This is a genomic window from Candidatus Methanoperedens sp. (assembly GCA_012026795.1).
GTDB lineage: Archaea > Halobacteriota > Methanosarcinia > Methanosarcinales > Methanoperedenaceae > Methanoperedens.
Genome location: VEPM01000032.1, coordinates 19,528 through 32,377 on the forward strand (window position 1 = coordinate 19,528; position 12,850 = coordinate 32,377).

The window sequence follows — 12,850 nt, forward strand, 5'->3', positions numbered from 1 at the left end:
TTTCTCCTCCTTTATGTATGGGCTAAGCTTATTTTTCACTATAGGATCATGTCGTTGTTAGTTATAGTACAGGTCTTAATTTCACCGCCTGTTATGTAACCACTGCAATCACCTGAGTATGAATCAGAATAATCCCATCTGGAATATTCTCCTACATAATAGTAGCCCTCATAGACTGTTACATTAGTGCCCGGCTCATCATTACCGGGGAACGATTGCCATTCGTCAGATGATACATACATCGTGAAATCGGATGGTATAGCAGTGCCACCGTTGTCGTTGATCACTTTTTTGATAACTGTTATTTGAGCCTTCGGTCTGTCGTCGTTGGTTATAGTGCAGGTTTTGGTTTCGCCCAAGTTAATTTGACCGTTGCACTCTGGTGAATATGACGAGATATAATCTTGGTTCCAGTCTTCGTACACGCTATAGTATCCCTGACCAATTTTTATATCGGTACCAGTTTCAGAACCTGAGAATGACCACAATGAAGGGTTGTTACCGTATATTGACATTGTGAAGTTAGATGCATTTGCCGTGCCTCCGTTATCATTAATTACATGTTTGATGACTTTTAAATGCGGAGCTATATCATCATTGGTTATTACACACGTTTTAGCTTCGTTATTATTTATGCGTCCCGAGCAACCCGGTGAATATGATACATTATAGCCTTTTACCGCAAGTTCAGCTACTTTATATTCACTATTTTTCATAGTAACAGTTGTTCCGGTCTCTGAACCACTGAAGATAGCGGGTGATGGATCTTTGGCTGTAACGGTTGCTGAAAAATCAGATGCTTTCATTGATCCGCCGTCATCATTGATTACGTTTATGAAAACTACCAGCGTTGGTTGTTTATCTGAGGCTGCATAAACTTGGAAAACGTTGCCCATAAGCAATATAGTTATTGCAGCTATGGACAGCAGCACAAGTTTTGTTTTGTTTCTAACAATCATATTTTATCTCCTTTATTTTTCAGGTTATTTTCGGTAATATATCGAAGGTCATTGCACTTTTACCAGTGCTCGTTGATGTATTCGCCACACTACTATCATATCAGCTTTCGATTGCAGGATGAAATCGAGATATTTTTATTATGTATCTCGATTGTTTGCTGCCAACGATACCTGACAGCATAGTAGATTATTTGTATACAATTATTACAATTCTTATAATATTTGTTACCCGAAAACCGGAACAGATGGGATTTTGTTACGGAAGTGGCGTAACAAATCTGTTTCTAACTTTTATTTAATAAATATGAAGAATGTATTTATATGTGATCCAATTAATAACAATGTTCAAGAGAGAATATAATAATATCATGGAAAAAAGATGTTATTTTATGAATGAATTTAATGTAGATCCTGATGAAATTAAATTTTATTTAGAATCAAAACCTGAGAACATTGATGTGGTACTTGAGAAAGCGGAAAAATTGCAGGGATTGGATTTCGGAGATATTGCCACACTTCTTCATATTAATCCCGATCCCAATAATAAAGATTTTAACACCCTACTAGAAACTGCAAAGCGTATCAGAAGCGATATTCTTGGAAATGAAATAAACCTGGCTGTTCCTCTTTACGTTACAAATTATTGTATGAATAAATGTCCTTATTGTGCATTCAATCGTAATAATTATAGTAACGGCAGAACCCGTTTGACTTTTGGCCAATATTGTAAAGAAATTGAATATTTGATAGCGAAGAATTTTAAGACAATAGAGCTGGTTTTTTCAGACGACCCGGAAATTGGCATACAGGAAATGACGAAATATATAGAGCATCTGAGAAATAAACTTGGACAGGGAGAAAATGGGATGATTGGTTTGAACTCTTCTCCATTATCACTGGAAGACTATAGATCGTTGAAAAGTAGGGGTTTAGATATCGTACTTTCATGGCAGGAAACATATCACAGGAAAACTTACGACGAGCTTCATAAAGAATGTGTTTCTAAAAAAGATTTCCAGTATAGATTAGGAACCCAGGAAAGAATATATAATAGTGGAATAAGAAATGCCGGGATTGGTGTACTGCTGGGCTTGTATGATTTTAATTTCGAAATCATGGCATTAATCCGGCATGGATTGTATTTAAGGGAAAAATTTGACCGTTTTCCCATAGTTGGGATACCTCGTTTGAAAAAAGCCAACAGAATGTTATTCCATCCAGAGCAGGAGTATCAAGTTTCTGATAACCAGCTGAAACTTATCACTGCAATCATCAGGCTGGCATTACCATACTCGCATATTTTCATAAGTACGAGGGAAAATAAAGATTTGATAATAGATTTATTAAAGGCAGGTGGAGGATCCATCTCGGCGGCTCTTTGCAGCGTTGCTCCAGGTTATATCACCAATAAGAAATCCGGATTGAATCAATTTGAGGTTTCTTCATATGAGCCTGCTGAAATGGAACAGAGTTTAGAAAAAAATAATTTTATTCCTACATATAATCCTCCATTTTTTGACAATGTTGATCTAAAATCATTGATTCCTGAGATATTTAAGGGAAATGCAGCTTTATTTATAGGTTCTGGATTAACCGGTGCTGTAACAGACTGCAACTCTTCTATCTTTAAAAAAATAGCAGATATTTTAACTATTAAAAATATTATTAACATAAATTGCGATAGCATTCTGGAAGATGCAATTAAACAGCGTAGGGGCAGAATCAATCTAATTCAAGAAGATAAGGATATGCTGGAAATGGAATCAGATACAACAATTTACAAAATGCCCAGTTCCATTGATCCGCTTATGTTCAATAAACTCGAGGAGCTTTTTTTTACAAGAGCTATTTTATTTGTTGGATATGATATAAATAATGATAAAATTAATACCATTATTAAAAAAACCAAGCAACGTTTAGAGAATAGGGTTCGGTTCTATGTTATTATAAGGAATCCAGCAGAAGTTGAAATTCGTTTTTGGAAGAGCAATAATGCTAAGATATTCAACGTAGATATCGAACACTTTTTCGAAATCCTGGCTGAAAAACTCAGAACAGATCCCATAATAAACAGATATACCTTTAATGCACTGTGGGAAGTAAGAAAACAGATGGAGATGAACTCAGTAAGTCTTGCCGCAAGGTATAGGGGAACACATGACATAGAGGCTCTGGAGTCTATTTTAGAAAAATTTGAAGTAGCTCTTAAGGATGAGATAACAAGAGAAACGGGTGTATTCTGGGGTTATGATTTTGATTTCCACGTAGGGATATCTTCAGCAAGCGGAAATAGTTCATTTTATGATATTTGCAGGTTGCTGTATAGATCATTATCTACATTAAGCAGGCAAGCTCAATCCATGGAGACTTTAAAACAACATAGAGAAATACTGGATGCCATCAGGAATAAAGATGAAGATAGGGCAGTTAAACACATGGAAGATCATATTGATTATGTAAGGGAAATCTGGGAGCGGGGATTAAATCCCAGATAATCGCATATTCATCAAATTATATATATATATTATATATTTTTATTCTCATCACATTTTGCGATGATTTGATTACCAATCCAGATATGTTGGTTAATAATTGGCAACCCCTTCCACAACACCCCTGTAGCACCAGGCGCTTTCTTCTCTACTTCATCCAGCATCTCTGCGGCGCGCTCGCAGTACTTTCTGTATGCGTTGAGGTCTCTTTTTAAATGATTGAAATCCTTTTCTTTTGAATTCTGCACTTCCTTCAGCGCATTTCCGAGATTTTTCACGGCTTCAAGGAGTTTTTCTTTGCTATAAGAATTTTCAACTGCACTTTTTGCCTCTTCAAAATATTTTTGGACTTCAGCTTTAGCTTCTTCTTTCTTAAAAGTCAGCATATAGAAAGAGCGATAAAATGGAAGACAAAATCTTGCTGGTTGCGAATTTGTTTCTTCCCTTGATGATTTTTCAAAAAATTGCAGAGCTCGCTCTAATTCCTTTCTGAAATTCTCTTCATCTTTTGATTCTGTTGCCCTGAAAACATACGCTCTTCCGAGAGAATGGTTGGCATATGCTCGAACAATGCTTTTTTCGTCTTTTGTGAGGGTAAGAAGGTTTTCTGCTATCTGGTTCTTATCAGTAACATACGGAAAGACAGAACCAAGAGCTTCTGCTGCTACGCTCCGCACATCGGTATCCTTATCATTTATTAGGTCAAGAAGGGCTTCTGTTGCCTGATCCTTATCTGTGACATGGGGAAAGGCAGAACCAAGTGCATACGCCGCACCAATTAACACAAATCTATCATCATGTTTTATCAGAACAAGCAGTTCGTTCCATGCCCGAACTTTATCAGTAACCTGGGAAAAAGCCGAACCAATGGCTTCAACTGCATTCCTTTGCACAAAGATGTCCTTATCCTTTGCCATGGTTAGCAATGCTTCTGTTGCCCGGTCTTTATTAGTAAGGTGGAAAAAGGAGGAACCAATGGCTTTAGCTGCACTTCTCCGCACAAAAATATCCGTATCCTTTGCCATGGTTAGCAGCGCTTCTGTTGCCCGGTCTTTATTAGTAAGGTGGAAAAAGGAGGAACCAATGGCCTCTGCGATAACACTTCTCACTTTCCAGTTTTTATCCTCTGTAAGGTTAAGCAGATCATTTGTTGCTCGATCTCTATCAGTAAAATACTTAAAGGCGGAACCAATGGCTTCTGCGATGACACTTCTCACCTTCCAGTCTTCATCCTTTATAAGATCAAGCAGGTCATTTATTGCCCGCTCTCTATCAGTGAGGTAAATAAAGGCGGAACCAATGGCTTTTGCCGCCTCCCTTCGTATTTCCCATTTTTCATCTTTTGCAAGTTTTAGCAGGTCATTTGTTGCCCGCTCTCTATCAGTGAAAACTTTAAAATTTTTCCCCATTTCATATGCCGCTTCTTTTCTCTCAGATACTTTTCCGCTCTGTGCTTTTCTGTAAATTTCGGGTTCATTAATTACGCATCTACGTTCATTCTTTGCATATCCATCACAAAAATCTGAGCCATTTTTTCTTGCCCAATCCTCATTTTCTATTACATCTCTTGCCCTTACTGTGCCTTTTATCTTAGCAAAGGATTTTCTGAAATCTGATTTAGTAAGCGGCCTTATTTCAAGCGAGTATTTTTTAATATCATCAAGAGGTAAGTTTCCGATTTTATCCCAGTCATTTAGTTCTCGCACCATATTATTGATAGCTTCCTTGCACAGAGTCGCAATATCGCGGCCTGCAAATAATTTCGAGACACAAGTTTCCGCTATCTTCTGCATATCTGCGTCTAATTCCATACCTTTTTTCAGGGTATTCAGTTTAATCATTTCCATAACAGCCTGCTCATCAGGCAGAGGGACGTAAATCCGCATCTCGAACCGGCTGAGCACTGCAATATCAAGGTCCCATGGGGTATTAGTGGCAGCTATTGTAAGAACATTCTGGCTTGATTTCTTATTCTGTAATCCCTGCATTTCAACAAGCAGCGTTGACAATACTCTTCGCGAAGCTTCAGATTTATCGTTACGGATACCCCCAATGGAATCAAATTCATCCAGGAAGATGATAGATGGAGCCTTTTTTCGAGCGACATTATATAAAGCAGATATGATCTTCGAAGACTCGCCATAATATTTAGACAATATATCTCCGGTTTTTACCTTGAAAAAAGTGGCTTTCAAAGTTCCAGCAGTTGCCGCAGCAAGCAGGGTCTTACCTGTTCCGGGAGGCCCAAAAAGCAGAATGCTGTTATATGGCTCTATTGCATCAGGTTTATTTTCAATTATACTAATTAAATTAGACTCATTGATGGTATTCCTGGCATTATCAAGACCTGCAATATCCTCCCAGGTTACATTTGTTGATGTTATCAAGCTATTAATATATTTCTCAAAATTCCCTTCCCCTTCTTTTACCATAGTATCATAATTTTCCGCTTCATGAGCATTCTGTGTAATTTTTTTTTGTTCTGTGCACTCTCTCTTTATCGCTTCTAATTCATCAGATAGGCGCATTATTATCTCCGGTTATAATTAAAAAATTTAATCCAGTGACATATTAGAAAGAGACATAATACTTATATTTTTTGTTATAGATTTTTCGGGGGAAATTTATAATGATAATCTTTTTGACGCTATTGTATTATAAGGACTTCCAAAACTCTTAACAGATAAAAATCACGCAATTTTCCAATAACTATTTATATTTACTTATTTCACATAAAACCCAAGTATGAACCCTGAATTGATCAATGGCTGGGAAAAGATCGTAGGACATGACAGAATGAAAATAATTTCAAGTAAATTTTTTGATAGCAGGCTTGATTTAGAGTTTCCAGATCTTCAAAAAGGCAGCTATGAATATAAAAAATTGAGCATAACTTCTGAACTTGAAAATAATGCAAATATGTTAATTGAATTTGAAAGAGAAGGTTTCTTAACTCATGATGAAGTTTCAAGAATGATTGAAGTATCAACCCAGAATATTATAAGTAATAATATGCCCGGTGCTCTTTTTGAGACTATCTCCATAATAATGGATGATGAAATATTGAAGAATATTAAGAATAAGTTGACCGAAATCGAAATAAAAGGTTTCTTGACCCACGATGAAGTTACAGGAATTGTTAAAGTATTAGCCCGAAATATTACAGATAAGAGCTTGTCTGGTGCTCTTTTTAAGTATATTTGCATTATGCTGGACGATGAAGAATTTAAGGATCAAGAAGAGGAGCGGCTTGAAATGCTGGTCAAGTACATCAGGTGGTGTCTGGATAGTCTCAATATGAATGAAAAACAGTTGGAGTAGTTATCTAAGAATCAATTTTATTTTGAAACTGCAATTGGCTTGATGTACTCTTTCAAACAGGTCAATATCTCCAAATCGTTTTACTATATTTTTGATCACGGGTTCGCAGGTGGTTTCACAATTTTTCTTCTCACATGACGTTCCTTTTATGTCCATATTGATCTTACGCCCTCCTCTGGTAATGATTGCATTATGATATACTTTGAAATCAGCATCCAGGTAGTATTTTAAAATATACTCAATCCCATCCCCGAAATCCGTAATCGATTCAGGAGGAAATTTTCCTTTGGTAGAATCGAGCTTATCGCTGATGCTCAGTATTTCGCTCCCGAAAGGAGATGCCACATACATTGTGTGTTTCTCGCCAATAATAGCTTCCCTTTCAAACAAAATAGCCAGGCGGGAAGAAACGAGGTCTGTAACCGATTCTGAGACTTTTTCTTTGCGGATATTCAGACTCTCTGACAGCTCGATATTTCTATAGGATCTCTTGCACAGTTTTTCTAAAATTTCTAACCTGCATTTCCTGCTGAGTGTTTTAGAAAGATCCATAAAGGACTTAGTGGACATAGTGTTGTGATATAATATGATTTTTTGTATATATACCGATAGTGTTTATGTTGATTGCCGGGGCATCTTGCCGACCCAACTTTTATATCCCAACAAATTAAAATAGTTCCTGATGGGAACTGTTAGTGCAAAGAAAAGGCTTGAGACAATAGAAAGGGATGTGATCCCTTCAATGTTCGTGGGTGTGCTTTCAAAGGATGCAAAGTGGCTGGAACATACACTGAAAGAGACACTTCCGCAGCTTGAGGAACGGGCATACCGCCTGGCGCAGGAATGCAAGAAAAGCGGGGAATGCAAAGAAGATGACCCGGTAGTTGATGAAAAACGTATCAGGGCTCTGTTTGAAGATGCCCGCTCAAAACTTGAAAAAGAGCATCTCACAAGAGAGGCACATTCGAGATATACGCATTAACTATTTATTGGAAAATTGTGATTTATCATTTATGCAAGAGCTTTCAAAAAAGAAATTTGAAGAGGAATATTCACAATGGATAAGCTCTGCTGCCAGGGATGTCGCCTTCTCTCTGAACAGATTGAAGCCATCTGATCTAAAAACAATTATCGCACTCAACGAGCAATATCTGGAAAAACCGGAATCTGTTTTTGGTACATCCGGCCTTGATAAGGTTAAAAAGTTAACCCCGGAAAATATATTATTCCTTTCAACGGATGCGATCGTCTTCTCGCAGAGTATCTTTGCTCCGTTTCCCGGTGTTTTTGATTATGCTGTCGCCCTGAACAGGCGTTATTATATCGAAGGTTCATGGTACTCAATAATTACGCTGAATACAAAATATATAGAGGAAGCCAGTGAGACTATCTTAAAATATGCGATCTTCCATGAACTTTTGCAAAAAGAAATATATGAGGAAAATATGAGGAATGGGATCCGTAAATTCAGTCCTGAGGAAAAGAGAAAGATCAGTAACGATACATTGAATAAAGCGATTGAAAGCTCAGGGATAACTCCTGATGAGATCATGATTGAAAAGGAACTGATGCTGAAAATATCCTCTAATTCCCCCCTTATCCCAAAACCATTTGCTGAAACAGCGCTTTTCCATTATGTTGTAAAGAATCTTGAAGATTTAAAGGATTTTCGCGAAAAGAGCAGTACTGAAAAAGAAGATACCATAGGAAGGAAGTTGCATGCCGATTTTAAGGAATGGCTTGATTTTTCAACTGATACTTACAGGAAATTCCTCAGGGAAGTAAAGAAAGAATTGAACTATATGGATTACGGATATGTATAAACTACCCCTGCACTCACGAGGTTTAGATGAAAATAATAGTACTTTCTGATACTCATATAAAATCAGGCTCTATCGCCGAAGCGCTCCCTGCAGGGCTTATTAAATTGATCAAAGAAGCTGATATGGTAATTCATGCGGGGGATTTTATCACAAAGAAAGCCCATGATGAACTTTCAGGTATCTGCAACCTTTGCGCTGTGCACGGGAACATGGATGAGATGAGTTTAAAGAAATCGCTTCCTGAAAGAAAAATTATCAAGGCCGAAAGTACAAAAATAGGGATAATACATGAGGCTGCGCTCTCGATACATGACACAACAGGGGCCAGGTACATGGCAAAAGAAATGGGTGTGGATGTGCTGGTATTCGGGCATCTTCATAAACCTGTTATCGATAAAAGTGATGTCCTTCTCCTGTGCCCTGGAAGTCCGACAGCGCCGAGGTTATCAGAACCAGGTGTAATCGAGCTAACTATTGAGGACGGTAATATATCGGGAAAGGTTATAACGCTTGAAGGACCACGATGCAGAGCGCTTGAGAGTGAAAGAGGTTTTCAAGCTGAATAAGAAAAATTGAGACTGGCTTGTGTCAAAGACAAGAACTCAGCCAGGCTCGAATCCGGTTACATTGCTACCGATACTTATCCCTATATTTCCCTATTCGGGGATAGGTCTTCGTCCCTGTATGATTCTAATCAGCACTACTATAATAGCAAGGACCAGCAATATATGAATTAAATTGCCAAGTGTGCCAACTGCAAATCCTAATAACCATAGGACCAATAGAATCACAACTATTGTAGTTAATAGATCCATATTTTAACCTCCCAATATAGAGTATAGGAACATTCAATATATATATTTTATTGATCAAGATTGAATGAATGATCAGATAAATCAAAACAGCTTATTTAAAAATAAACACCAGGATGGATTCCCGGTATTGAAGGAATCCATATTGGTAACTGTAATTGCATAGTTTTACATCATATAGCTTTCAGGTCCGGGCATTTGCGGCATCTCGCTCTTCTTGTCCGGAATTTCAGCCACAAGCGCTTCAGTTGTAAGCATCAAACCTGCAATACTTGATGCATTCTGGAGTGCGGTTCGAACCACCTTTACAGGGTCGATGATGCCGGCTTCGATCATATCCTTATAAGCATCCGTCTTTGCGTCATAGCCCATATTGGGATTTGATTCGGCCTTTAGCTTCTCAATGACAACCGAGCCCTCACGACCTGCATTTGCAGCTATCTGTTTTAGCGGCTCTTCAATTGCTTTCCTGACAATATCCACACCGATCTTTTGATCCCCATCAAGATTAAGACTTTCAAGCGCCGCCGCAGATCTTAATAATGCTATTCCGCCGCCTGCCACAACACCTTCCTCTATAGCGGCTTTTGTTGCGTTCAGGGCATCATCAATACGCATTTTCTTTTCCTTGAGTTCGGTTTCAGTAGCCGCTCCAACGTTGATCACGGCCACGCCGCCTGACAACTTGCCAAGGCGTTTCCTGAGATCGTTCTTCTTATAATCCGAATCCTCAAGCTTTATGCGTCCTTCGATAATGGATATACGCCTGTCTATATCGACTTTCTTTCCTTCGCCTTCTATTATGATCGTCTTTTCCTTTGTTACTCTTATCTTCTTTGCACTTCCAAGGTCAGAGAGTTTTACGTTCTCAAGCTTCATCCCGAGTTCTTCACTGACAACTTTTCCCCCGGTCAGGGCAGCGATATCCTCAAGTATCTCCTTTCGCTCATCCCCGAAACCAGGAGCCTTTATCGCGCATATCTTCAGTGTTCCGCGAATGATATTAAGGACAATCGTAGCAAGCGCCTCGCCTTCCAGGTCTTCGGCAATAATCAGGAGCGGTTTATTCTCCTTTACCACTGCTTCAAGAATCGGCAGGAATTCCTTCATTGAGCTTATCTTCTTATCATACAGTAGGATCATGGGGTTTTCAAGAAGCGCTTCCATTCCTTCCTTGTCAGTTACCATGTACGGCGACATATAACCCTTATCAAGCTGCATACCTTCAACGACTTCAAGCGATGTCTCCATGGATTTTGCTTCCTCAACAGTTATAACGCCGTTGGCTCCAACTTTTTCCATTGCGTCGGATATAAGGTTCCCGATCTCTTCATCGTTGTTGGCTGAAATGATCCCGACCTGCGTGATCTTTTCTTTTGTCTTGACCTCTTCGCTCATGCCTTTTATTGTCCTGACAACAAGGTCAGTAGCACGGTCTATCCCGCGCTTTATCTCGATTGGATTGGCTCCCACCGTGATGTTCTTCATCCCATGATGAAGGATCGACTGGGCAAGAAGCGTGGCAGTTGTTGTACCGTCTCCTGCCACATCCTGTGTTTTTGTGGCAACTTCCTTGACAAGTTTAGCTCCCATATCCTCATAAGGGTCTTTAAGGTCGATCTCTTTGGCAATCGTTACACCGTCATTGGTAATGACAGGGCTTCCATAGCTTTTTGAGAGTACCACATATCTGCCCTTTGGTCCGAGTGTTATTTTTACCGTATTAGCAAGCTGGTCCACGCCTCTTAAAAGTGCATGCCTTGCTTCATCATTGAAAATCAATTGTTTTGCCATATTTTAAGCCTCGATCTTTGCAACTACATCCTTTGATTCAAGAATGAGAAATTTTTCCCCGTCAATTTCCAGTTCTTCGGAACTGTAACCCGAATATAATATTATGTCACCCTTCTTTACAGGGAATTCTTTCTCATCAATAGTGCCCACTTCAACCACAACCCCCTGCTTTTTCTTTTCCTTTGCACTGTCGGGGATGTATATTCCGCCTTTAGTTCTTTCTTCTTCCTTTACCGGTTTAATTAAAACCCTTTTACCTATTGGTTTTATTTTCATATTAGTAACCTCCATTGAATTAACTAACCGTACAAATCAATAATGGTACAAACCCAGATTTGTAAGGAGTTTTTCATTGTTTGCGGTTCTATATAAAATTTGCTAATTCTGAAATAGTTAATTTTAAAATGTATTGATTTAGATATAGAGGAACTATATGAAAGCTTTAATTCTTGCTGCTGGAGAGGGATTAAGATGCCGTCCTCTCACTTTGACCCGATCAAAGGTCATGCTCCCGGTCGCAAACATGCCCATTCTTGAATATATTATCCAGGCACTTTCGCAAAACGACCTGAAAGAAATAATCCTGGTCGTGGGATATAAAAAAGAACGTATAATGGATTACTTCAGGAATGGCCTGGATTTCGGGGTAAATATCAGTTATATTGAACAGGATGCCCAGCTTGGCACAGCCCATGCGATCAAGCTTGCAGAGTCAATGGTCAATGAAAAGTTCCTTGTCCTGAATGGTGATAACCTTATAGACGCCGGAACGATCAGTGATCTCATAAAAGGGGCATCCGGGGATGTAACGCTTCTTACCGCAATGCGTCAACAGACAACAGGATATGGTGTGATCTTACTTGATAAAGGAAAGGTTTCACGAATTGTAGAAAAGCCCCGTGATAAAATAAGTCACCTTATTAACACCGGGATATATATGTTCTCATCTTCGATATTTGGTGAAATAGATAAAACCCCGATCTCAGAGACAGGGGAATATGCAATAACAGATACGATACAGAGAATTATTGACAGAGGCGCCAACGTCACAAATATAACCACAAAAGGCACATGGATCGATGCTGTACATTCATGGGATCTATTGAAAGCAAACTCCATATTCCTTGGAAAAATTGAAGAAATGAAAGCAGCCGGGTCGATCGAGAAAGGTGCGGTAATAATCGGCGATGTGGATATCGGTGATAATTCGGTTATCAGGGCCGGTTCTTATATTGTGGGCCCGGTCATTATCGGGAAGAATTGTAATATCGGCCCGAATACCACCATTTTACCTTCAACGGCTGTGGGTGATAATTGTTCGATAAGTTCATTCACAGAGATTGAGAATAGTATTATCATGAACGATGTGCGTATCGGTGCGGGTTCATATATCTCAAATTCCATTATTGGGGGCAATAATATTATCGGCCCTCATTTTGTTTCCGAGGTGGGAAAAGATCTGAAAATAGAAATGAAAGGAATACTTCATAACGCAGAAGAACTGGGAACTGTTATTGGGGACAATAACATTATCGGACCATCAGTACTTGTCAGGGCTGGAAAAATGATCGCAACAGGCTGTGCTGTTGATTCCGGGGCCAGGATTACAAAAGACCTGCCTCCGAACTCGACTGTTCTGTGAGGCAATA

Annotated in this window: 12 protein-coding genes; 6 read left to right on the forward strand and 6 right to left on the reverse strand. The window is 38.9% G+C overall.

The features are described from left to right. Positions 1-38: 38 nt before the first annotated feature. The gene (locus FIB07_14585) at positions 39-959 is read right to left on the reverse strand and encodes a hypothetical protein (protein NJD54079.1); all 921 of its coding nucleotides are present in this window, start codon (positions 957-959) and stop codon (positions 39-41) included. Positions 960-1,270: 311 nt separating this feature from the next. On the opposite strand from FIB07_14585, the gene FIB07_14590 reads away from it, so the two are divergent. After that, on the forward strand, positions 1,271-3,454 hold the full coding sequence (locus tag FIB07_14590; GenBank protein ID NJD54080.1) for an FCD domain-containing protein: 2,184 nt from the start codon (positions 1,271-1,273) through the stop codon (positions 3,452-3,454). A 29-nt stretch (positions 3,455-3,483) separates the two neighbouring features. Here the strand turns inward: FIB07_14590 and FIB07_14595 are convergent, their stop codons facing one another. Next, positions 3,484-5,979, reverse strand: coding sequence for an AAA family ATPase (locus FIB07_14595; GenBank protein ID NJD54081.1), 2,496 nt, complete (start codon positions 5,977-5,979; stop codon positions 3,484-3,486). Positions 5,980-6,196: 217 nt separating this feature from the next. Between FIB07_14595 and FIB07_14600 the strand changes: the two genes are divergently transcribed. Then, complete coding sequence (locus tag FIB07_14600; protein ID NJD54082.1) at positions 6,197-6,772, forward strand: hypothetical protein; 576 nt, start codon at positions 6,197-6,199, stop codon at positions 6,770-6,772. Here FIB07_14600 and FIB07_14605 read toward each other — a convergent pair whose 3' ends face one another. Then, positions 6,773-7,342, reverse strand: a complete 570-nt coding sequence (locus tag FIB07_14605; GenBank protein NJD54083.1) for a hypothetical protein — start codon at positions 7,340-7,342, stop codon at positions 6,773-6,775. It lies immediately after the preceding gene. Between the two features lie 112 nt (positions 7,343-7,454). Here FIB07_14605 and FIB07_14610 point away from each other — a divergent pair, with 112 nt between their 5' ends. Genes FIB07_14610 through FIB07_14620 form a run of 3 tightly spaced genes read left to right on the forward strand, consistent with a single transcriptional unit; the run spans position 7,455 to position 9,161 of the window. Then, a complete protein-coding gene (locus tag FIB07_14610; protein ID NJD54084.1) occupies positions 7,455-7,754 on the forward strand; it encodes a hypothetical protein in 300 nt (99 codons plus the stop codon). Positions 7,755-7,785: 31 nt separating this feature from the next. Continuing rightward, positions 7,786-8,595 carry a hypothetical protein gene (locus FIB07_14615; protein NJD54085.1) on the forward strand — a complete coding sequence of 270 codons (810 nt, stop codon included), beginning with the start codon at positions 7,786-7,788 and terminating at the stop codon, positions 8,593-8,595. 26 nt (positions 8,596-8,621) lie between these two features. Continuing rightward, on the forward strand, positions 8,622-9,161 hold the full coding sequence (locus FIB07_14620) for a metallophosphoesterase (protein ID NJD54086.1): 540 nt from the start codon (positions 8,622-8,624) through the stop codon (positions 9,159-9,161). A gap of 90 nt (positions 9,162-9,251) precedes the next feature. Here the strand turns inward: FIB07_14620 and FIB07_14625 are convergent, their stop codons facing one another. The 3 genes from FIB07_14625 to FIB07_14635 form a co-directional block, all read right to left on the reverse strand. Continuing rightward, positions 9,252-9,410, reverse strand: coding sequence for a lmo0937 family membrane protein (locus tag FIB07_14625; protein ID NJD54087.1), 159 nt, complete (start codon positions 9,408-9,410; stop codon positions 9,252-9,254). A gap of 165 nt (positions 9,411-9,575) precedes the next feature. Continuing rightward, a complete protein-coding gene (gene groL, locus FIB07_14630; protein NJD54088.1) occupies positions 9,576-11,201 on the reverse strand; it encodes a chaperonin GroEL in 1,626 nt (541 codons plus the stop codon). Between the two features lie 3 nt (positions 11,202-11,204). Further along, positions 11,205-11,477: a co-chaperone GroES gene (locus FIB07_14635; protein ID NJD54089.1), complete on the reverse strand. Its 273-nt coding sequence runs from the start codon at positions 11,475-11,477 to the stop codon at positions 11,205-11,207. A 157-nt stretch (positions 11,478-11,634) separates the two neighbouring features. On the opposite strand from FIB07_14635, the gene FIB07_14640 reads away from it, so the two are divergent. Beyond that, complete coding sequence (locus FIB07_14640; GenBank protein ID NJD54090.1) at positions 11,635-12,843, forward strand: glucose-1-phosphate thymidylyltransferase; 1,209 nt, start codon at positions 11,635-11,637, stop codon at positions 12,841-12,843. Positions 12,844-12,850 lie beyond the last annotated feature (7 nt).

Bases quoted from the DNA above. Each gene is read 5' to 3' on its own strand.
- FIB07_14590 (NJD54080.1), top strand. From the start codon at position 1,271: ATGTATTTATATGTGATCCAATTAATAACAATGTTCAAGAGAGAATAT.
- FIB07_14610 (NJD54084.1), top strand. From the start codon at position 7,455: ATGGGAACTGTTAGTGCAAAGAAAAGGCTTGAGACAATAGAAAGGGAT.
- FIB07_14620 (NJD54086.1), top strand. From the start codon at position 8,622: ATGAAAATAATAGTACTTTCTGATACTCATATAAAATCAGGCTCTATC.
- FIB07_14595 (NJD54081.1), bottom strand. From the start codon at position 5,979: ATGCGCCTATCTGATGAATTAGAAGCGATAAAGAGAGAGTGCACAGAA.
- FIB07_14600 (NJD54082.1), top strand. From the start codon at position 6,197: ATGAACCCTGAATTGATCAATGGCTGGGAAAAGATCGTAGGACATGAC.
- groL (NJD54088.1), bottom strand. From the start codon at position 11,201: ATGGCAAAACAATTGATTTTCAATGATGAAGCAAGGCATGCACTTTTA.
- FIB07_14585 (NJD54079.1), bottom strand. From the start codon at position 959: ATGATTGTTAGAAACAAAACAAAACTTGTGCTGCTGTCCATAGCTGCA.
- FIB07_14640 (NJD54090.1), top strand. From the start codon at position 11,635: ATGAAAGCTTTAATTCTTGCTGCTGGAGAGGGATTAAGATGCCGTCCT.
- FIB07_14635 (NJD54089.1), bottom strand. From the start codon at position 11,477: ATGAAAATAAAACCAATAGGTAAAAGGGTTTTAATTAAACCGGTAAAG.
- FIB07_14605 (NJD54083.1), bottom strand. From the start codon at position 7,342: ATGTCCACTAAGTCCTTTATGGATCTTTCTAAAACACTCAGCAGGAAA.
- FIB07_14615 (NJD54085.1), top strand. From the start codon at position 7,786: ATGCAAGAGCTTTCAAAAAAGAAATTTGAAGAGGAATATTCACAATGG.
- FIB07_14625 (NJD54087.1), bottom strand. From the start codon at position 9,410: ATGGATCTATTAACTACAATAGTTGTGATTCTATTGGTCCTATGGTTA.